Genomic DNA, 20,202 nt, shown 5'->3' on the forward strand with positions numbered 1-20,202 from the left:
TCGTAAACACATCTAAATCCAACATCATTATTTCTTTCAATCAATAATCTTTTATCATAAAAAGCAGGATGTAATAATTCTCCTGCACTTGTAAACGATCCACCCTTTACAATGATCCATCCTGACTAATCATCCCAAACTAGAGACTTATCCATACCTCTAAAGGTTGGTTCTTGCTCTTTTTGATCCATATATCTTGTTCTTGTCCACTCCCAAGTGTTTCCTATCATTCCGATAATACCAAAAGGAGATTTGTTAGAATCCTTTTTAAAAACGGAATGAGTTTTTATTATATCACTTCGCTCAATCAAAATTTCTCTCCACTTATTTATTGAAAAATCTTCAATATCAAAAGCGTGGATGAAATCATTAATAAAGTTTTCCTCTGCATGATAATCATAGCCATTTACCCCTCTAGCAGCTTTCTCCCACTGATCAGTTGTAGGTACCTTCTTTCCCTTCCATGCAGCAAATGCATAAGCATCATACCAATCTATTCCGGTAACCGGATGATCGGACTGGGCACTATCATTATTATGCTTAGGCAACGTCGCGGTTCAATCTTTCTTTAAAGACGAGGACGTTGATGTAAAATCCTTACGCGGTTCTTGGCATGATGTTCATGGATTTCCGACTGCAGTAGCTTACCATCCCCTGGCAGTCAGACGTCGCCCAAATTTATGGCCGTTATTTAAGCAAGATTGGTTGCAGGTTGCCGAGCGTTATCACTATTAACATCCCAATAATGAGACTGTCAAAAAAATAAACCCAAAAAGATGGGTTTATTTTTTTTCTTTATCTTGGGGAGTAAAGGGATAAATCTCTTCTGCCGTTTCCGTCTGATACTGAACTCCCTGTAGCCATCGCGGCCTAAACCGTCTCGGAAAAGTGTTCCTTGCAACATACCTGTGATACAAATACTCAAACATCGCTATCAAAGTAGCGGCAATAAAAGTGATATAAATAGGATTTCCGACTGTAGTCATACCCGAAACCAATGACCATATGATTATCAGCGATATACTAAAATCAGCTAGCGTAGCTATATAATTATTAGTTCTTGGTAAGATGACCAAGTCCCCAATAATATATGCGACTACATTCAAAGTAACAGCAATGAGAACAACACTTGTGAATGACATTCCAAATGCAAGGCTTAGAACAATATACAATAGAACCAGAGTAGAAACAAACTTAACCATTATCGTTCGTAAGTGTCGCAATGAAAATCACCTCCTGTCCTATCATTTTTTCCTAGAGCATGGTAGATAATTCACAATATAGATAAAGGAAAACTGGGATTTCATAAATGATAAACGAAAAAAGTTTCAAGACTTATTAAGTTAAAGTAATATCTAAGCCATCTTCACAATATGATTAAATATCTATTTGGGGAATGGGGCGGTATGGTGAAAAAAGATATTGAATTCTTGATTACGAAAGAGATGCTAGCTCAATACGTAGAATTGAATCGCAAGAAAAAGGAAGTTGAAGCTCAATTGGATCAACTGAAGAAAGTGTTTAATAATTACTTTGACGTGTCAGTTGGCCAGAATGTTAAAGGCGAAATTACCATCAGTGATTATAAATTGCAAAGACAAATAAGAACAACTGAAAAATTCGAGCAGGATTTAACAGTAAAAAGGCTGGAAGAGTTAAATATGAATGAGCTTATTCAAAAAAAGCCGGATGAGGTAAAGATCAAATCCGCTTTAAATCTAGGATTATTAAATACAAAGGATTTAGAAGATTGTATCATCACAAATTCCTCGCAGGCCATTTACGTAAAAAATGTAGAATGAAACAATCTTGTTTTTTTGTAAAAATCTATTTATACAGAGCCTAAAAGGGCTCTTTTTTATTGCTGGTTTTATACAGCGGATATATTCATCTTTAGAATAGGAACAAAATTATAGAAATGTCAGTTGCTTTATTTTCAAAGAGCTATCTTCTAGAAGGAGTATTTATTAACATGAAAAAAGCTTCACTCAAAAAAGTTTACAACGTTAACACTTCATTTAAAATTTCCTATATACACTATGGAATAATGTCGAAATGTGTCGATATAAGTAGAATAAAAACGAAACTTCTTCCATCTCTACCATTTAGATAGAATATCACGTTTAAAGAAAGTTCCGTTCAATAAATTGATTCAATGCTACGGTTATTATACTTAATTTTATTAGGAGTGTTAAAGTTGCCTTTTATAAACCAAAAACATCATAAGAGAAACAAAACAGAGGAAGAATTTAGTGCAAACCTCAAAATTGATGCAGATGCAGACCTCTATAGCTATGAGACGTTAACTTCTCTATTCGATTACCATCCAGATATTATATTTACCTTAAATGTAGCAGGGGATATAGAAGCAGTTAATAAGCGAGTGGATCGTTTAGGATATAAACCAGAAGAAATCAATGGATCTTTTACAGAATTTATTGTTAACAAACATTTGATTAAAACCATTGCTAATTTTGAAAAAACATTAAATGGTTCATCTGAGAATTTCGATATTTCTCTTTTACATAAAGACGGAAGTTCGATTGAGGCAAATATAACAAGCATTCCAATCATAACGAATAATAAAGTTATTGGTGTCATTGGTATTGCAAAGGATATCAGCGACATAAAACAAAAGGAAGCTACTTTAAAAAACATCCAAAATGGACTTACTCTTTCCCAAATGAATGCAAACATCGGCAGCTGGGATTCGGACCTTACAACTGGAAAAATCTTTTGGTCCAAACAAATATTCCGTATATTAGGAATTCATCCGGATGAAGAATTTGTACCAACCTATAACAAGCTTATTGAATTCATCCATCCAAAAGATCGTGAGCGATTCGACACAGTCGTTACTTCTTCACTGCAAAATAATGAAAATTATCAAATTGAATATCGGGTTCATAGAGGCGATGGTAAAGAACGAGTTATTTCTGAGAAAGCTGATTTAATCGTCGATGACGATGGTAAAGCGGTCAGATTGATGGGAATCATCCATGATATTACCGAGCGGAAATTGGCAGAGGAAAATGAAGAGCAATTCCAAAATGTTTACTCGAATATTGAAGCCGGCATTTGGTCAAAAGATCTTAATGCTGACAAATTTCGCTTTGTATCTGCAGGAGTGGAACCAATCTGCGGTTTTACACAGGAAGAAATCATGCAAGAGAAGGTGGAATGGGAAAAAATCGTATATCCAGAAGATTTGCCAGGATTCTTATCTTTGCAAAGGGAATTATTCTCAGGCAAAGCCATACAGCATGAATATCGTATTACCCATCAAAATGATGGTATCCGATGGGTTCGGGATCATACAATCCCGCTTTTGAATGACTTCGGAGAGGTGACACGGTTAACAGGAATCATAACGGACATTACAGATCAAAAAATAGCCGTTGCCAGAATGGAGCATTTCGCACATCATGATTATCTTACGGACTTGCCAAATAGAAGATTATTTGACAAGAAATTATCTTCATTAATAGAAGAATCCCAAACAGAAGATAAGCAATTCGCTGTTATCTATCTTGATCTCGATGGGTTTAAGCGTATCAATGACTCTCTGGGTCATCCGGTAGGAGATGATCTGTTAATAAGCCTATCAGAAAGACTATCTAACCTTTTGACGGGCGACAATTTTATTGCACGAATGGGTGGCGATGAGTTTGCCATACTGGTTTCGAAGTATCTTGAGATAGATGAAATCATTAAATTTGCAAAAACGATCATCAATGAAATCAAACATCCTTTTTTTATAAAGGATTATGAGCTTTTTATAACCGCAAGTATCGGAATTAGTATGTATCCACAGGATGGTTTAGACGCAGCAGCGTTAATCAAAAATGCTGATTCAGCTTTATATCGCGCCAAGGAACTTGGTAAAGACAACTACCAAGTCTATATGGCTTCTAAGGATATTCAAGCGTATAAATCTTTTTTGCTAGAAAAAGATTTAAGGTATGCATTGGCTAAAAATGAATTTCATATCCATTACCAGCCGCGCATTGATTTAAGTCAAAACAAAATCGTCAGGGCCGAAGCGCTTATCCGCTGGAAACATCCAGAGTGGGGCCTTGTTTCACCGGATGAATTCATTCCCTTGGCCGAGGAATCGGGGCTTATCATTGAAATAGGGAATTGGGTGGTACGCAACGTTTGCCAACAATTAACTAGTTGGGTGAAAGAGCAGGTACCTGTGGTTCCAATATCAGTAAACATATCGGCTAACAGCTTTCTAAAGACTAATTGGAGCTCTACAATTCTGCAAATTCTAGAAGAAATGAATGTCGACCCCAGCATGTTAGAATTCGAAATAACCGAAAGTACTATCCTGCAAAATGAAGAGGTAGTCCGGAAATCCGTTGAGTTCGTAAAAGAACTTGGCATAAAGCTTTCATTAGATGATTTCGGCACAGGTTTTTCTTCAATCAGTCATTTAAAGAAGTTCCAATTTGATTATTTAAAGATCGATCGTACATTTATCGAAAAAATCGTTGTCAATCGTCAAGACGCGAATATTACTCAATCCATCATACAACTAGCTCACGGATTGGATATGAAAGTAGTTGCAGAGGGTGTTGAAACCGACGAACAGCTGGAATTATTAAAAACATTTGCTTGTGATGAAATACAAGGCTATATATTGAGTAAACCGATTGAGGCAGAGGTTTTTAAAAAATTATTAATGCCCGTTGTTCTTAAACCAAAAGTCAAAAAAAAATCAGATAAACAGGGGGAAAATCGACGTAAATTTTTCCGAATCGACCTTCCGGTGCCATTAAGCTGCAAAATGACGATACTAAATATTAAAGGTAAGAAAATTTCATTGGGCGCCACAGAAATCATAATGGATAATATCGGACCTGGAGGACTTCATTTTTTGTCACATATTAATATGCCCGTAAGACCGGACATCACTTTAAAAATAATGACCGAAATCCTTGGTGAAAAATTTCATATCCTTGGACATATCGTTTGGCAAAATGAAGTAGAATATAAGGTTTATGAATACGGTCTAGAATTCTTCTTGGATGAAAACGAGCGAGAAAGAGTAATCATGTTATTAAACAAATTATCGGTCGAATCTCGAAAGACAACGATTTTTCAAAAAAACCTTTTAGTTACGGAAGATAAAATACAATATATTCATTCTCTCAGGTACAAATAATCATAACAGGGCATATCGGGGCTTATTCAGAAATATATTTTTTGAATAGGCCCTTCCTTATGACGTTTGAAACGCAGTAGAATCAGGGAAAAATCATTAAAAGGAGTCCTTAATATGAAAGGAGATCTTATGTCAAACATTCATCTCTTAACAAACGAGCATAAATTCTCATATTACGAAGAAGATTGGTATCCACCTCTAACAGCTGCCCTTGAAGGCCTGAGTGCCAAAGAGGCTACTTGGAAACCAGCTGGGGAATCGGTCAATAGCATCTGGGAAACGATAAATCATATGCTCTATTTTGAAGAACGGCTTCTTTACCAATTAGAGGGCAGAATGAATCAATTTAACAAAGTGAGTGAGAACGACCTCACATTCAAAGAGGGAAATTCGGATGATGATCAGGCATGGGAACAAATAGTAAAAAAAATAAATGAAATTCATGCGGGTCTAAAACAGGCGATTACCAGCTTGCAAGAAGACGATTTTGAGAGTTTTGCAGAAGCAATTATGGGTGTAATCAGACACGACGCCTACCATACAGGGCAAATCATTCAAATTAGGAAACTCCAAGGATCATGGGCGGCAAAAAGGAGATTTGAATTCTAACAGTTTCATTTAGTTAATAGCAAATAGCATTCCCATGTTCTAAGAATGGAAAACAACCAACTTTATTATTTTTAAAGACCACTTAGTGGTCTTTTTGTAATTTTACTCTTAAACGAAAGGTGTTTATTTGTAGTAGAACATTCCTTATATGCCTCAAGGCTAGAAAATTGTCGAATCTGAAAGAAAGTTATGTAAATATTTCTATTTATTATTTATACTTAAGGAATGTGTAGGATTTTTCTCGTTAACCGAAAAAAAGGAGTTGGCAATATGTCTGATTCATCTAACCAGAATGTAACAATATTCTCAAATGAAACTCTCATAAACGGCTTCATTGAAATTATTGAAGAAATTGCCGATTCACCGGAATCAACATCTATCATGGAGAAACTCGGTTATCGTACTGGAAAATCGGCGGCTGAACAGATAAATATACATGGCAATAAGCCCGAATTTATAAAAACGCTCTCCTCTTTGAAATTAAAGGGAGGGTGGGGGACAGTGGAAGTAACCGACTTATCAGAGGATAGCAAAATCATGTTATTGAAGCTTACAAAAGAAAATGACAGCAATCAAGGTCTTACACCCGCTGAATGCTTTATCTTTAGCTATCTAGCAGGTTTATTTAGCATGCTTTTTGGAGAAGACATGTGGTATGAACATAAGAAAGAAGGAGCAGAGTACTCGCTTATTATGATTACTCCTTCCGCGAACGTTGTAACGAATGACCTGAAAACAATTTTAAAACGGAAAGAACAAGAGCAGATACAGCATTTAGAAAACATGGTCGAACAAAAAAGCTTAGATTTAAAGCACGCAATAAGGGAGCTATCTTCACCAGTTATACCGGTATTAAACAATACGATCGTAATCCCTTTGTTTGGCAAATTTGAAGATCCCCATGCTAGTGAACTGAATGAAAAGATTCTACAAGGTGTTGTCCAATACGGAGCACGCTATTTGCTTCTTGATTTGACCGCTGTTAAAGAGCTTGATGAATTTACACCGTCGGTCATCCACAACATTACAAATTCGGTCAAACTGCTGGGGGCAAAAACATTTCTCATTGGCATCTCACCGGTCATAAGCAGCGGAATAGTCAAGGCCGGCATGGATTTAGGCAATTTTAAATGTTTTAGTACTCTGCAGCATGCTTTACAATACACACTCTTTATTGAAGGTCTTGAAATTACAAAATCCATGAAAAGTTAAGAAGTTAATAGTTATAAGTTAACAATAGGAAGGTGAGGGAGAATGTTTGCAGCCGAATTGAATGGGAAGATTCCTACACTTACAACTATTTTTTCATGTTCTTGATTTCTTCAGTAACGACAAATGCTAAATCATCGTTGCCAAATAGTGATAAGACACCAAGCAATGTTTCGTCAGCAACTTCACCTGCTTCTTCTTTAGGCACCGTCAAATCAAGTACTTCATTTAAAGCCAGGTTAGAGGCCTGATTGGGATAAGCCCTTATATATATTTCTGTTGGATCGAGGTCATGATTAACGCACCATTGAGCAAACACGAGAATCATCATCTTTTCTTCACTTTGATAGTTTTGGATTATTTTTTCTTGTATCTCTTTTTCATTCATTTATTTTCTCCTTTGAAAGCATCTATATAAATTATAATGGAAGCTGATGAGTTTTTCATTAACTTAAACGAACGATACACTACTTTTCCTGGGAAAGCGCAGGATAAGACAATATTTTTACATTTTCAGGTTAAGGGAGTTTATCCGATTTTGATAATCATCGGCTGACTTGCAGTGGTATTTTACACTTTCCTAAAGATATTAAAGCGTTATTTTGATAAGAATTAGGGAAGATTAAGAATAGGATTACTACTTTGCTTTAGAGAGGAGAAATTTACATGGATCGAATTGAAGCGGGCGAAATCTTCACGATCAGCGATGAGGATGAGCAAGAGCATGAAGTTGAGGTAATGGGTACAATCGTTATTGAAGACACAGAATATGCAGCAGTCAGCTTTGTAGAAGACATTCAAGAAGAAAGTGATGATATTGATGTTTTCTTTTTAAAAATCGACAGTGATGGCGACTTTTCAGCCATTGAGAGTGATGAGGAATTTGAAAAAGTATCCGCCGCATTTGAAGAAATCATGGAAGACGAAGAATAATATCAAAACCGAAAAAGGGGGAGGGGACCCCCTCCTTTTTTTTGCAAAATATATCTTACTTAATAGCAATAATTCACACTTAGGATAGATTTACTAGATAGGAGGATTCAAACAATGCTACACAACCAAATAAAAAAATACATATCGGAAATAATGAAATCAGTGGAAGAACAGCAATCTTCACAGAAAGGCGATGCGATAATAGTTCATATATATAAAGAGGAAAAAGAATATGCAGAGAAACATCAGTTGATAGCTGAAGAATTAAGAGGAAACATCACTTTAGCAGAGCCAGTTTCCCGCTTTTCAGACGCGCATATTGAGCGATGTGATAAAGAATCAGAAGAAGTTATTACTATAGAAAAACCGCAGTTTCTAACAGAACCTATTGAGTACTTAAAAAAACATAAAAATGAATTTATTTACCTGGAATCTGATTGGTGGGAACTTGTGGGTGTGGATGCTGTTTCTTTAGAGGCGGACGATGTATTCGGAACATACAACATCATGTTAGGATTGAAGCTGCAGAAGAAATTCGGAACAGCTTTAAAGACTCATCTCAAAAATGAATTACACGGAGACGATGCAAAGTTTTCCTTATTGTTTAATCCTGATGAAGGTTTATGGAATTTAAACTTTGCCTTGGACTATACGGGCGGCTTTAAAGAAGAATTGTCAATTGGAGAAGCGTATAATCTCATTTACCATTTTTTATTTAAGCTAGTTGAAGTGGTAGAACATAAAGAAAACTCGCCGATTAAAGAGCCGTAAAGGCTGACATTAGGCGCAGTTGAATTCATGCAAATAGAAAGTTTTAGAGAAATGCAGGATCGTGGTGTTTCCAAAAAATAAAGGGGTTGATGGTACTTGATTCGTACTTTTGCGGTGATGAACGATTTAAAGGTGATGAATGATTTACCGCTGAATCGATTATCCGATCCAGATGTAAAATGGTATTGGGTGGATTTTGATGCACCTACTGAAGAAGAGGCTATGCTGCTTAAAACTCATTTCGATTTTCATCCGTTGGCCATTGAAGATTGCTTGCAATTTTTACAGCGTCCGAAACTCGATTATTACGATGGATATGATTTTTTTGTGCTGCATACTCTAAATCAAGTCTCGCTGACACCAGAAGAAGTGGATGTATTTGTTGGCGAAAATTTCATCGTCACTTTCCATTTATCGGCATCACCTGAAATGCAAATGGTTCATCAAAGATTAATGGAGGATGATAATTCTCTGGATAAAGGCACATTATACGTTTTTTATTTAATCATGGATAAAATTGTGGACGAATTTTTCCCTAATATTTATAAAATTGAAGATGATTTAAATGAATTTGAAACCAAAGAAGCAAATAAAAACTTTATTGAAGGAGTCTTTGAACTTAGAAGCCAACTGCTCAAAATGCGCCGAACCATTTTTCCAATGCGTGAATTGGTGTATAGAATTCTTAATTCGGAAAGAGTGATCATACCGAAAGAAGAACGGGTGTACTTCATGGATATTCATGACCATTTGCTGAAACTTTCCGAAATGATAGAGTCAAACCGGGAAATGACTACTGATATACGAGACAGTTACATTTCATTAAATTCAAACCGAATGAATGCAATTATGAAGACACTGACCGTTATGACATCCATTTTTATTCCATTAACATTCATTGCCAGTATCTATGGGATGAACTTTGAATATATGCCTGAACTTACATGGCATCGTGGTTATTTCGGGGTACTAGGAGTTATGCTTGTTGTCGGTTTAGGCATGCTCATCTGGTTATGGCGTAAGGGCTGGTTCAAATGATATACCATTGCCAAATGTATACGCCGATGAATTTGAAAAGTGCCCACCGCATTTGATGATTTCATGTAAGATGAAGAATACTATCAAAAAAGGGGGACCTAAAGCCCCTCTTTTTTGGTATCAAGGTTTCATTAAAAGAAGAAAACAGTCGCTCCATATAAAACGGCTGTAATGGCCGCTGCAATCAAAGCCGGCTTTAACTTAAACCTCGCATACTCCAAAACGGATAAGTTCAAAATTCGTGCAATTGTGTTTGTATCATCACTTAATGGCGATGCAAAGGCCCCAAATGTCCCGCTCGCAAAAACAGCTCCGATCACAAGCGGAAGCGAAATATCCGCCGCAACGGACATCGATACTCCTAGCGGCATCAGGATACCCCATGTGCCCCACGCTGACCCAATAAAATACGAGACAGCCGCACCAAAAATAAACAGTAGTGGCACAACTATGGATGCTGGTATCCAACCTGCATTCTCAGTCACAAAGCCAGAAAAACCGAGCTCCTCAGTTACCGAGGAAAGCCCCCAAACAACGGCCAGCAATACAATAACAGACATTAATTCATTTCCGCCGAAAATAAAGCTATTCAGCAAATCAGCCGTTTTCATTTTCTGAAGCTTAAAGAACAAGAAAGTAAATAACGACGTAAAAAGCAGTGCAATGAGCATGGCATCCATAACATCTGCTTTTATGAATGCAGAAAGAAATCCCTTTTCTTTTTTGTAACCGTCCCACCATGTCAGCAAGAGTGTTAAGCTGACGACTAAAAACAACGGAATAAGCAGGTTCAAGGGCTTGTTCGGTAAATCCCTGCCTACTGCCGGATCACAGCTATGCCAGTCATCTTCATCCTCAGCTTGTTCACCAATTTTCTCAGGGTCACTGTCTTCCGTGGATTTAGAATGATGAAAAAAACTTAAATAGATGCCAAGCAAAATCATCACAATCGAGAAGAAATTAAACGGAATGCTTTGGAGAAACAGGTTGTATGGATCCGCGTCTATTTGTTCATTCCTAATGGCGATATCAACGATCGAAGTCATATAACCGACAAATGCCGTCGCAATCGGAATGAGCACTATGATCGGAGTCGCGGTTGTTTCTATCACAAATCCCAATTCTTGCGTGGACATTTTTACCTTCTTTAGAAGGGCGCGCATGATCGGGGCAATCGTCACAAAACGAAAGCTTGGAGCGGCAAAAGTTCCTATCGTGGAAAGGTATGTAAGAATCAGAGCTTCTCTTTTCGTTTGTATTCGTGATGAAGCTTCCTCAACAAAACCGCGAATTCCGCCGGCAATCTTGATCATTCCGACCAATCCGGAAAAAGCGTATAGGAACAAGAGGATTTTTATATTATTTTCATCAATTAGCCCTTTGACTAAAAATTGCACCATCTTCTCCAGGCCGCCAACGAGAGTGGGCTGCAGCAAGTAGGAGCCAACTAACAATCCTGCAAACAAACCAGGCAACACCTGCTTGGTTCTAATAGCAATAGGAATAACGATTAAAAAAGGGATAATGGAAAACCATTCATTCTGCAAACTATTCACCCTAACCAATATGTACTTACGATTAGGGTGCGATAGATCGAAAAACTTATACGGTTAATCAATAGACAGATGGATGAAAAAGCTCCTAAGCTACATTTTTTTAGCGTGAACGCGCTCTATGCATTAAAGCAAGACGCCTTAGTGTGGCGCTTGTAAAATCGGTTGAATTTCGGCTTTTCAATTGATTTCTAATCGGGTTGCCATTTGGTAAACCAGTGTTCTCATCAGTGTCCGTGTGATTGCGCGCCATACAACCGCCTCCCATGTATTATTATTAATAGTTATTCCCTCTGATTAGCTCATTCATGCAAATATGGCTCAGTCTTATTTACTTTTAATGGCTGAATGGAAGGAAAGGTACAACAGATACTATAAAGGATCTTGATAATTTAAGGGGGAGAAGCACTATGCCGGAACGAGATAACATCAGTCCTGAGAGACATTCAAACAGCAATGTCGGGATAATCTGGAATGATTCATTCCATTCGTTGACACAGTTGCACAATACAGATGACAGACCAAATGAAACTGCAGGTGATTCCAACACTAACCTCGGGCGGAAGGGTTCATAGCACATCGTGAAGCTTTAAATAAATTTAATGATTCGAAATAGATGGAAAGGCAGCCAGATTTTGGGCTGCCCTTTTAAGTATTAAGGGTGTTTAATGCTTTTATTGTTATTCAACCGCTTCTAATCCCATAAAGGATGCATGCTACTCCGATAAGAATCCAGAAAAACTTACCGAAGGAGATGCTGCCAGCCATTCCGATCATACCTACTGCCGTGGACACTATTAATATAATTGGTCCAATCATCGCAAGAGAACTATTGATGATAAGCGCTTTTTCAATTTCATTAAAGCGAATCATTAAAAAAGCAGCAAAAATTTCAATACTGCCCGATAAAATTCGCAATAGAGCCATTCCCATGACAGCTTTTTCAAGTAAGATGAACATATTAGTCCCCCCGGCGCAAGATTCATTAGATTATATTCAGGATAGATATCTTAAAGGACAAAGTTATCGGAGAAATTTTTTATAATTTAATTTTCAACTCTATTCCTAAACATCGAAGCCTTGGATTTATACTCATCTCTTTTGCTATACTATTTTTACTAATGATTATTATATTTTTATCCGCACAACTACTTTTAATTGTATAGACATTCTTGATAACCGAAGCGAAATATCCTCAGGAAGGACAAAGCATTTGAATATAAAGTTAAATCAAAAAATCATTAAAGATCAGTGCGGTACAGTTTCCTTCAGAAGAGGAGAGGCTTTTTATCGCGCTAACAAAGTAACATTTAAAAATTACACTCCCGATCATTGTGAAGCAACGGTTACGGGCACAGAAAATTTTCATGTCACCATTGAAAGGGAGGCAGGCGGGGGCCTTCATTCGACATGCAGTTGCCCTGCTCTTGCTTCCTTTCAAAGCGATTGCCAACATATCGCGGCCGTTTTACTGTCGATTTACGAACATCAGCGAAAAGGAACAAATCCTCTTGCTGCAAATGAAGTTCAAATTGAACCTTTAGTAAATCAGGAGCTTACAGTAGGTTTGCTGAATCTTTTCAATGAGCAGCCGATACGATCAAGCGGACAACAGCTGCATTTTGAAAACAGACAAGTCCTTGATGCAGAGTTTACCTGTAAACCTGTCACGATAAGTAAGGGACGGCATATGTTCGGAATAGAAGTTAAGATCGGTCCGACTACTGTGCATAATATCCGGGATTTTTTAGAGCAAGTAAAAGATGGCAATCGAATTAGGCTTTCCAATTCATTCATATACGACGCAAACCTTCATTGCTTTCACAATGAAGCAGATCCTGTTATTCGGCAGCTTATCCAAGTGGTCCAAGATGAAAAAGGGTATGTGGACGCACTGCCGGACAAATCCGACTATCCAATCAGCAATCATCTATTGCCCATTCCACCATCTTCTTGGGAACAGCTTGTACCTTTGCTTACAAGAGCACCATCGGTAAAGCTTGCATATGATGGGGGAATATTTGATGTTCTTCATTTACATGACGGACCGCTTCCTTTACAGTTTGATTTTTCAGAAACTGAGGAAAAAAAGTTTGTCCTGAAGATCAAAGGGTTGAGTGATCTAATTGTAATGGATTCATATCGTTCTGTGTTATTTGACGGGAAACTAGCCCAGTTGAAAAGCGAGGACTGCAAACGTCTAGCAGACTTAAAACAGATGCTGGATATTTCAGGGACAAATCAAATTTCGATTCCTCATGGACAGGTAGGTTTTTTCCTAGAAAAAGTGGTTCCAGGTTTAAAAAAATTAGGCGATCTCCAAATATCGGGAGCAATGACCGGCCAGTTTGCAAAGACACCATTGATTGCCAAGCTATACTTGGATCGTGTGAAGAATCGGCTGCTTGCCGGGGTGGAGTTCCACTATGAAAATATGGTGATCAGTCCTTTGGAAAATCGTGAACTCCCATCAGGTTCCATGCTGTTCCGGGATGTGGAGAAGGAAGACTTGATCCTGGAGCTGATGGAGGATAGTTCGTTTGCCAGGACGGACGGCGGATATGTTTTGCATAATGAAGAATTGGAATATGAGTTTTTATACCATGTCGTTCCGAAACTCCAGAAGCATTTACAAATCTATGCAACTACGGCAGTAAGAAACAGGATTTTCAGGGAGAATGCCCGCCCGCTGGTCAGGGTCAAGGTAAATAAAGAACGGACCAATTGGCTGGAATTCAAATTTGAAATGGATGGCATTCCTCAAAATGATATTCGTGAAATCTTATTGGCTTTGGAGGAAAAACGGAAGTATTATCGTATGCGGGACGGATCGTTATTCTCGTTAGAAACGAGGGAAATCGAAGAAATTAATCGTTTCCTGAAAGCAGTTCCTGTCCAAGATCAGGATCTGGAAAGCGGATTCAACGTTCCAATCGTACGGGGACTTCAGCTTTTGGATTCTGTTGATGATAATAACGCATTTAAGTTAGAGGAATCGTTCCGTCAGTTCCTGGAAAACATCCACAATCCTGAAAGACTGGAGTTCGAGGTGCCGCATAGTTTAGAATCGATATTGCGAGACTATCAAAAACGCGGTTACCACTGGATGAAAACACTCGCAAACTATGGCTTCGGAGGGGTTCTCGCAGATGATATGGGATTGGGTAAAACGCTGCAGAGCATTGCGTTCATTCTATCAGAGCTTCCTAATATCCGTAGAAAGAAATTACCGGCTCTTATTGTTTGTCCATCCTCTTTAACATATAACTGGCTTAGTGAAATGATCAGATTCGCTCCGGATATACGAACCGTTGTCATTGATGGCAGTAAACCAGAGAGGGTTAACATACAGAAGGATGTTTCGGATATGGATGTTGTTATTACCTCCTATCCGCTGTTACGCAAGGATATAGAGTGGTTTGAAAAACAAGTCTTTCATTCTGTGTTTTTTGATGAGGCTCAAGTCTTTAAAAATCCTGCCACTCAAACAGCACGCGCGGTGAAAAGGATAGAGGCAGATCATCGCTTCGCCCTCACTGGTACACCGGTCGAGAATTCACTTGTGGATCTGTGGTCCATTTTTCACGTTGTTTTTCCTGAGCTATTCCTGGGGTTAGAGGAATATAGTAACCTTTCAAGGAAAAGAATTGCCCGAAGAATCCGTCCATTTATGCTTCGCAGGGTAAAAGAGGATGTACTTTCAGAGCTGCCTGAAAAAATAGAGTCCATGGAGTCAGTGGAGTTGCTGCCAGAACAGAAGAAGCTGTACGCCGCCTATTTGGCGAAGCTGCGGCACGATACATTTAAGCATTTGAATAAGGACACATTACGGAAAAATCGTATCAAGATCCTTGCTGGCTTGACTCGTTTGCGGCAGATCTGTTGTCATCCAGCCTTGTTTGTGGATGGGTATAAAGGAAGCTCAGCAAAATTTGAACAGCTGATGCAGATAATAGAGGAAGCAAAGATTTCAGGAAGAAGAGTGTTGATTTTCTCACAATTCACGAAAATGCTACAGCTCATAGGCAAAGATTTAGCGATTCAAGGACTGCCATTTTTCTACCTGGATGGACAAACTCCATCAGAGAAACGATTGGAAATCTGCAATCGATTTAATGCAGGTGAACGGGATTTATTCCTCATTTCCTTAAAAGCCGGAGGTACTGGACTCAATCTGACGGGTGCTGATACCGTCATCCTATATGACACCTGGTGGAACCCTGCAGTCGAGGAGCAAGCAGCCGACCGTGTTCACCGTATCGGCCAGACGAATGCTGTACAAGTCATTAAACTTGTTGCCCGTGGCACCATTGAAGAAAAAATAAATGAATTACAAGAGAAAAAGCGGCATCTGATTGAGGAAATCATCGATCCTGGAGAGAAGGCTTCTTCTAGCTTAACCGAAGATGATATTCGGGAAATATTGATGATATAGCAAGGCTTTAGGAACATTTTAAACTTCCCAATAAAGTCAATGGTTTATTGAATTCCTTCAAAACAGTATGTTGTTTGAATTAATCGTCAAAATTTTTCGGAAAAAAATGGAATAAGTATTGATATTTATCTGTATAATAGGTTAATATGAGAGCATCAATTAGCGGAAGGGTGACCAAAAGGCGATGATTTATTAATCCTATTTCTTAGAAAACATTCGTATAAGTACGATAATTTTTCTGGATAGGATTATATGGCCTTTTGGATAAACGAAAAGAAGTGTGATGGTACCTCAGGTGCGCCCTGTCTTTTTGTCATTACCAAGCCTCCTGTCCAGAAAAAGGGATAAGGAGGCTTTTTTATGACTGAAAATAGCAGTTCAAAATCGAATGTATCAATGGGAGCGCTGTTCCGAAATCGTGTCATTCGGACCATCCTGCTCTCGGTGTTTTTCCTCCAGATCGGCATATGGGTGAGGAACTATTCCATACTTTTGTATGTGATTGAACAGACCAACGCGGATCCGGTAGCTGTTTCATTAATTTCTGTTGCAGAATTTGCACCTATTTTCTTGTTTTCTTTTATCGGAGGAACCTTTGCTGATCGTTGGCGACCAAAGCGGACGATGATTTGGTGCGATCTCTTAAGTGCAGTTTCCATTTTTGTTGTGCTTATGTCTCTCATGTTTGGAAGCTGGAAGGTCATTTTCTTTGCAACACTGGTTTCTTCGATTCTTTCTCAGTTCTCACAGCCGTCCGGCATGAAGCTGTTTAAACTCCATGTTTCTGAAGAACTGGTTCAGCTTGGGATGTCCATGTATCAAACGATGTTCGCACTTTTCATGATATTAGGACCGATCATCGGAACCTTTGTGTTTCAGCATTTTGGAATCAATGCAGCGATTGGAATAATGGGGATCGCATTCTTATTTTCTGCGGCGGTGTTGTTGTTGCTTCCGCCAGACCGTGAGACATCCCGAAATACAGTGAAAACTACCCTCGTTCAGGAAATGAAGGATGGTTTTCGTTATGTGTGGAATAGCAGGTCATTGTCTCTGCTAGGAGGTTGTTTTACAGCAGCCGGCCTTGCCATCGGCCTCACGCAGCCGCTTGGCGTTTTTATAATAACGGAAAGGCTGGGATTACCGAAAGAGAACCTTCAATGGCTGATGGCCGCCTTTGGAATCGGGATGATTCTCGGTGGAGGGCTTACGATGGCGTTGGCGAAAAAAGCACTTCCGCAGGTGCTGCTCGCACTCGGGTTTGGAGCCAGTGTGATAGGCTTTCTGGGGATGGGACTTTCAAGCGTGTTCTGGGTGACGCTAGCGGCTCAATTTTTCTCTGGACTTTTCATGCCATGCATTCATATCGGAATCAATACGATGATTTTGCAAAGTACTGAGGAAGCATTTATAGGCAGGGTAAACGGTATTCTAAATCCGCTCTTTATGGGAGCGATGGTGATTACGATGACCATAACCGGCTGGATGAAGGAAACATTTTCGCTTGTGGCGATCTATGAGACTGCTGCTTTTCTCATGTTGATTAGTATACTAACATTGGTGCCTTTAATAAGAAAAGGAAAGGTGAAGCAGGTGGTAAGAGAGGAAATGTAGAATCAGAACACGCCTGGATATTACCAGGCGTGTTCTTATGTCCATATTTAACTAACGCGACAGGTTGTATGGAGACTTTAATGAGATAGTATATCAACTGAAACAAAGTTGAGATGTCATTTGTTTGTCTAATTGTATGCTGATCAAAGCAATAGAAAAAAAGCCAGGAATTAAATCTCCTGGCTTTCAAAATGGTACTAATTTTACATCTACTGATTAGCTGGTTGAAGGTTTTTTAAATCTGCTTTAACCGTGAAGTCATTACTTGAAGCAACTAATTGAATGTTAGAGAGAGTACCGGTTAACTTGCTGAATTGATCTTGTCCTTGTAGCAGTTGGTTAACATCAGCTTGATTGTTTACGAGAATAGTCTTGCCAAAATGTTTTTGACCATATCGTTTAAAGGAGAATTGGCCCGATTCGGGATCATAGGATCCTTTCACATTCAACTCACCTGAAAATGAAACAGTTGTTGAATCATCACCTTTTTCTACAGATTCGACTGTTAATGAGCCCAGTTTATCACCTTGTTCCAGCCGATTGATAAAGCTGTTCTTGTTGTTCCAATGGTTATAACGTTGATTGTCACTGTAGTCATGTTTCCTAGATTTGTGTTCAGAGTGGTGTTTACCCTCATCCTTAGGAGAGTCCCAATGAGCACCTGCCAAGGTAGGTACAGAGGATCCAATCAAAGTTGCCATGGCGATTCCTGCAGTAAACTTCTTAAGCTTCGTTGCTTTCATTTTCAGCACTCCTTGTTGTCAGATTTGTGCCAAAATACGACACATAATGCAAGTACCCGGTAGGCATGAGAAAAAACGGATTATAAGAGATTGTTAAGAAAATAATCTGTTTGTTAATCTTGTAAATTACGAAATTTAAGAACTCATGATATTAAGATACAAAGGACTAATTTATTAAAATAATAGTGCACGAATTAAGGAGTTGTTTTGTATGGAATTTAGAGGAGCGAGAGCTTACGACCAAACAGATTTTTTATCTAATTACTTGAAGAGAAGGCGCAGACAAGATAGTCCCAACAATGCTATTGAAGGGCCGATTATTTATGAATTAATCGGTGATTTTCACGATAAAAACATTTTAGACTTAGGTTGCGGCGATGCATCATTTGGGAAAGAAATACTAAATCAAGGTGCCAGGCACTACACCGGGGTTGAAGGCTCTAAACAAATGGCAGTCAATGCAGAAACTAATCTATTCGGAAAGAATGGGACGATACATAACGATACAATGGAGTCGTATACTTACCCAACGAACGAATATGAAATTGTAACCTCCCGTTTTGCTAAACATTATGTCTCAGATATCGATCAACTGTTTCTCAACGTGTATAAATCATTAAAAGAAAATGGCAACTTTATCTTCAGTGTCCAGCATCCACTTACGACGTCTTCTTTTGCGAGTAAGCAAACAGGGGATAGGAGAGGGAACTGGATAGTGGATGATTATTTTCTTGAAGGGGAACGAAAGGAACCCTGGATTGATAAAGTAGTAGTGAAGTACCATCGAACCATTGAACAATACTTCACAGCACTGACAAAGGCAGGTTTTTCAATCTTAGCTTTGAGAGAAGGCACGCCAAAGCGTGAGCATTTTAGCAGGGAGGAAGAATTTTTAAGACGGCAGAGAATTCCAGTAGTATTGGTTTTTTCTTGTATGAAATAAATTTAGCGATTAAAACTTAATTTTACGGGAACTTTCTTTATCGAGCATCTGGCAATTGGTATTTGATGAAACAGTCCTTATAAAATAAAAACGCCAAAAAGATGGCGTTCTGTAGATTTATCTGTTTTGATTATTGCTGCCTTGGTTATTCTTTTGGTTATTTTTTTGATTATTGTTTTGATTGTCGCCTGTCAAAGCGTCCATCACGTTTTCCAACCCTTGACCAATAGAACCCATTATGCCATTTTGTTGGTTATTATTTTGTCCATTATTGTTAGGTTTATCTTGATTTTGATTAGCCATATTAATCACCTCCCAAGCTTTATCATGTACAAAGCACAAGAGATTTATTACATGAATGAGTTTCGCATTAAAGGATCATGCTGTTTCTTGTTGAACTACCGGGGGTAGTTAGGCAAATGTCTAATCCCAGGACAATTGAGGAACATAGGATAAACAGAATATAATTAATACTAAGAAAGGGAGTTAAAAATGAATCCTTATCATTATCACATGTCTTATCATCAACCTCAATATTCCAGTCAGTTTCCGCAATATCCTGAGTCTGAGATTTGGGCAGAGCAACTAACCAAACAACCTTTATATCCTTATTTGAAATCACAAGTGTTAAATATTATTGCCCCTTTTGTTAACTATGGCTTGGAAGAGGCAGAAAATACTTCATATGCGCATGCCTTGCAGGAAGTTGCTGCGATGACCTATTTAATAGGCAAAGGGATGGACCCGCAGACCGCCTATTTAATCGTGGAATCATGGGAAATTAATGAAAAGTTTTAAACTGAATGGTCCTAACCTTTGTGAAAAAACTTGTTATAAGCATTATCACAGGTGTCCGCTGTGGATTTGGAAAAACAGCTATGTAGAGTCCTAAGAGGCTGATTTACCAGGCAGGAGATCAAACTGGTGTGACCTCCTAAACTAAAGCAGGCCAGCGGATTAAAGTTACGTTTATGACACTAGAATTTTAAAATGGAAACTTTTTCAAGACTAGGTCAAAATATAGGAGTGAAATTTTAAAAGGAGAGAAATTCATGACACAAAATCAGCAAAACATTGATGTATATCAATTAAACTAAGCTAAAGCAAATGTTACTCTTACACAGAATTCACTAAATCTAAAAAAAGCTTCTTCAGACCCAATTCTGGCTCAAGAAAAAAGCAAT

The 20,202-nt window shown here is 38.4% G+C and carries 20 protein-coding genes and 1 pseudogene; 13 read left to right on the plus strand and 8 right to left on the minus strand.

Annotated elements, in window-relative coordinates; translation table 11 throughout:
* Positions 1 to 125 precede the first annotated feature (125 nt).
* Complete coding sequence (locus LQ216_RS01630; RefSeq protein WP_230126378.1) at positions 126 to 548, minus strand: SUMF1/EgtB/PvdO family nonheme iron enzyme; 423 nt, start codon at positions 546 to 548, stop codon at positions 126 to 128.
* Here LQ216_RS01630 and LQ216_RS01635 point away from each other — a divergent pair.
* Positions 532 to 735: pseudogene (locus LQ216_RS01635) on the plus strand (uracil-DNA glycosylase); the annotation flags it as partial. The gene LQ216_RS01630 and the pseudogene LQ216_RS01635 overlap by 17 nt on opposite strands.
* A gap of 47 nt (positions 736 to 782) precedes the next feature.
* Here the strand turns inward: LQ216_RS01635 and LQ216_RS01640 are convergent.
* Positions 783 to 1,223, minus strand: a complete 441-nt coding sequence (locus LQ216_RS01640) for a YndM family protein (RefSeq protein WP_230126379.1) — start codon at positions 1,221 to 1,223, stop codon at positions 783 to 785.
* A gap of 183 nt (positions 1,224 to 1,406) precedes the next feature.
* Here LQ216_RS01640 and LQ216_RS01645 point away from each other — a divergent pair, with 183 nt between their 5' ends.
* The 4 genes from LQ216_RS01645 (at position 1,407) to LQ216_RS01660 (ending at position 6,991) form a co-directional block, all read left to right on the plus strand.
* The gene (locus LQ216_RS01645) at positions 1,407 to 1,802 is read left to right on the plus strand and encodes a hypothetical protein (RefSeq protein WP_230126380.1); all 396 of its coding nucleotides are present in this window, start codon (positions 1,407 to 1,409) and stop codon (positions 1,800 to 1,802) included.
* 395 nt (positions 1,803 to 2,197) lie between these two features.
* The gene (locus LQ216_RS01650; protein WP_230126381.1) at positions 2,198 to 5,170 is read left to right on the plus strand and encodes an EAL domain-containing protein; all 2,973 of its coding nucleotides are present in this window, start codon (positions 2,198 to 2,200) and stop codon (positions 5,168 to 5,170) included.
* A gap of 114 nt (positions 5,171 to 5,284) precedes the next feature.
* Positions 5,285 to 5,779, plus strand: a complete 495-nt coding sequence (locus tag LQ216_RS01655; RefSeq protein ID WP_230126382.1) for a DinB family protein — start codon at positions 5,285 to 5,287, stop codon at positions 5,777 to 5,779.
* Positions 5,780 to 6,049: 270 nt separating this feature from the next.
* On the plus strand, positions 6,050 to 6,991 hold the full coding sequence (locus tag LQ216_RS01660) for an STAS domain-containing protein (RefSeq protein WP_230126383.1): 942 nt from the start codon (positions 6,050 to 6,052) through the stop codon (positions 6,989 to 6,991).
* A gap of 85 nt (positions 6,992 to 7,076) precedes the next feature.
* Here LQ216_RS01660 and LQ216_RS01665 read toward each other — a convergent pair whose 3' ends face one another.
* Complete coding sequence (locus LQ216_RS01665) at positions 7,077 to 7,376, minus strand: hypothetical protein (RefSeq protein WP_230126384.1); 300 nt, start codon at positions 7,374 to 7,376, stop codon at positions 7,077 to 7,079.
* A 278-nt stretch (positions 7,377 to 7,654) separates the two neighbouring features.
* On the opposite strand from LQ216_RS01665, the gene LQ216_RS01670 reads away from it, so the two are divergent.
* The 3 genes from LQ216_RS01670 (at position 7,655) to corA (ending at position 9,730) form a co-directional block, all read left to right on the plus strand.
* Complete coding sequence (locus LQ216_RS01670) at positions 7,655 to 7,921, plus strand: DUF1292 domain-containing protein (protein WP_230126385.1); 267 nt, start codon at positions 7,655 to 7,657, stop codon at positions 7,919 to 7,921.
* Between the two features lie 153 nt (positions 7,922 to 8,074).
* Entirely contained in the window at positions 8,075 to 8,692 is a 618-nt protein-coding gene (locus tag LQ216_RS01675; RefSeq protein WP_230126386.1) for a branched-chain amino acid aminotransferase, read from the plus strand.
* A 96-nt stretch (positions 8,693 to 8,788) separates the two neighbouring features.
* Complete coding sequence (gene corA, locus LQ216_RS01680) at positions 8,789 to 9,730, plus strand: magnesium/cobalt transporter CorA (protein ID WP_230126387.1); 942 nt, start codon at positions 8,789 to 8,791, stop codon at positions 9,728 to 9,730.
* 131 nt (positions 9,731 to 9,861) lie between these two features.
* On the opposite strand, the gene LQ216_RS01685 is transcribed toward corA, so the two are convergent.
* Both LQ216_RS01685 and LQ216_RS01690 read right to left on the minus strand, forming a co-directional pair.
* Positions 9,862 to 11,277 (minus strand): Na+/H+ antiporter NhaC family protein, encoded by a 1,416-nt coding sequence (locus LQ216_RS01685; RefSeq protein ID WP_230126388.1) that lies wholly within the window; start codon positions 11,275 to 11,277, stop codon positions 9,862 to 9,864.
* A gap of 109 nt (positions 11,278 to 11,386) precedes the next feature.
* Positions 11,387 to 11,536 (minus strand): hypothetical protein, encoded by a 150-nt coding sequence (locus LQ216_RS01690; RefSeq protein WP_230126389.1) that lies wholly within the window; start codon positions 11,534 to 11,536, stop codon positions 11,387 to 11,389.
* Between the two features lie 157 nt (positions 11,537 to 11,693).
* On the opposite strand from LQ216_RS01690, the gene LQ216_RS01695 reads away from it, so the two are divergent.
* Entirely contained in the window at positions 11,694 to 11,858 is a 165-nt protein-coding gene (locus tag LQ216_RS01695) for a hypothetical protein (protein ID WP_230126390.1), read from the plus strand.
* 109 nt (positions 11,859 to 11,967) lie between these two features.
* Here the strand turns inward: LQ216_RS01695 and LQ216_RS01700 are convergent, their stop codons facing one another.
* Positions 11,968 to 12,243: a YqhV family protein gene (locus tag LQ216_RS01700; RefSeq protein WP_230126391.1), complete on the minus strand. Its 276-nt coding sequence runs from the start codon at positions 12,241 to 12,243 to the stop codon at positions 11,968 to 11,970.
* A gap of 253 nt (positions 12,244 to 12,496) precedes the next feature.
* Here LQ216_RS01700 and LQ216_RS01705 point away from each other — a divergent pair, with 253 nt between their 5' ends.
* Positions 12,497 to 15,718, plus strand: coding sequence for a DEAD/DEAH box helicase (locus tag LQ216_RS01705; RefSeq protein ID WP_230126392.1), 3,222 nt, complete (start codon positions 12,497 to 12,499; stop codon positions 15,716 to 15,718).
* Positions 15,719 to 16,078: 360 nt separating this feature from the next.
* Positions 16,079 to 17,332: an MFS transporter gene (locus tag LQ216_RS01710; protein ID WP_230126393.1), complete on the plus strand. Its 1,254-nt coding sequence runs from the start codon at positions 16,079 to 16,081 to the stop codon at positions 17,330 to 17,332.
* A gap of 209 nt (positions 17,333 to 17,541) precedes the next feature.
* On the opposite strand, the gene LQ216_RS01715 is transcribed toward LQ216_RS01710, so the two are convergent.
* Positions 17,542 to 18,075: a hypothetical protein gene (locus tag LQ216_RS01715; protein ID WP_230126394.1), complete on the minus strand. Its 534-nt coding sequence runs from the start codon at positions 18,073 to 18,075 to the stop codon at positions 17,542 to 17,544.
* Positions 18,076 to 18,286: 211 nt separating this feature from the next.
* Between LQ216_RS01715 and LQ216_RS01720 the strand changes: the two genes are divergently transcribed.
* Positions 18,287 to 19,018, plus strand: a complete 732-nt coding sequence (locus LQ216_RS01720) for a class I SAM-dependent methyltransferase (protein ID WP_230126395.1) — start codon at positions 18,287 to 18,289, stop codon at positions 19,016 to 19,018.
* Between the two features lie 117 nt (positions 19,019 to 19,135).
* On the opposite strand, the gene LQ216_RS01725 is transcribed toward LQ216_RS01720, so the two are convergent.
* Complete coding sequence (locus LQ216_RS01725) at positions 19,136 to 19,321, minus strand: hypothetical protein (RefSeq protein WP_230126396.1); 186 nt, start codon at positions 19,319 to 19,321, stop codon at positions 19,136 to 19,138.
* A gap of 189 nt (positions 19,322 to 19,510) precedes the next feature.
* Between LQ216_RS01725 and LQ216_RS01730 the strand changes: the two genes are divergently transcribed.
* Positions 19,511 to 19,816, plus strand: coding sequence for a hypothetical protein (locus LQ216_RS01730; protein WP_230126397.1), 306 nt, complete (start codon positions 19,511 to 19,513; stop codon positions 19,814 to 19,816).
* Positions 19,817 to 20,202 lie beyond the last annotated feature (386 nt).

It is taken from the genome of Bacillus sp. CECT 9360, assembly GCF_918741275.1.
Lineage (GTDB): Bacteria > Bacillota > Bacilli > Bacillales > DSM-1321 > Peribacillus.

Coding starts and splice junctions, on each gene's coding strand:
- LQ216_RS01645 (WP_230126380.1), top strand. CDS start 1,407: ATGGTGAAAAAAGATATTGAATTCTTGATTACGAAAGAGATGCTAGCT.
- LQ216_RS01655 (WP_230126382.1), top strand. CDS start 5,285: ATGAAAGGAGATCTTATGTCAAACATTCATCTCTTAACAAACGAGCAT.
- LQ216_RS01660 (WP_230126383.1), top strand. CDS start 6,050: ATGTCTGATTCATCTAACCAGAATGTAACAATATTCTCAAATGAAACT.
- LQ216_RS01665 (WP_230126384.1), bottom strand. CDS start 7,376: ATGAATGAAAAAGAGATACAAGAAAAAATAATCCAAAACTATCAAAGT.
- LQ216_RS01670 (WP_230126385.1), top strand. CDS start 7,655: ATGGATCGAATTGAAGCGGGCGAAATCTTCACGATCAGCGATGAGGAT.
- LQ216_RS01675 (WP_230126386.1), top strand. CDS start 8,075: ATGAAATCAGTGGAAGAACAGCAATCTTCACAGAAAGGCGATGCGATA.
- LQ216_RS01690 (WP_230126389.1), bottom strand. CDS start 11,536: ATGGCGCGCAATCACACGGACACTGATGAGAACACTGGTTTACCAAAT.
- LQ216_RS01695 (WP_230126390.1), top strand. CDS start 11,694: ATGCCGGAACGAGATAACATCAGTCCTGAGAGACATTCAAACAGCAAT.
- LQ216_RS01700 (WP_230126391.1), bottom strand. CDS start 12,243: ATGTTCATCTTACTTGAAAAAGCTGTCATGGGAATGGCTCTATTGCGA.
- LQ216_RS01710 (WP_230126393.1), top strand. CDS start 16,079: ATGACTGAAAATAGCAGTTCAAAATCGAATGTATCAATGGGAGCGCTG.
- LQ216_RS01715 (WP_230126394.1), bottom strand. CDS start 18,075: ATGAAAGCAACGAAGCTTAAGAAGTTTACTGCAGGAATCGCCATGGCA.
- LQ216_RS01720 (WP_230126395.1), top strand. CDS start 18,287: ATGGAATTTAGAGGAGCGAGAGCTTACGACCAAACAGATTTTTTATCT.
- LQ216_RS01725 (WP_230126396.1), bottom strand. CDS start 19,321: ATGGCTAATCAAAATCAAGATAAACCTAACAATAATGGACAAAATAAT.
- LQ216_RS01730 (WP_230126397.1), top strand. CDS start 19,511: ATGAATCCTTATCATTATCACATGTCTTATCATCAACCTCAATATTCC.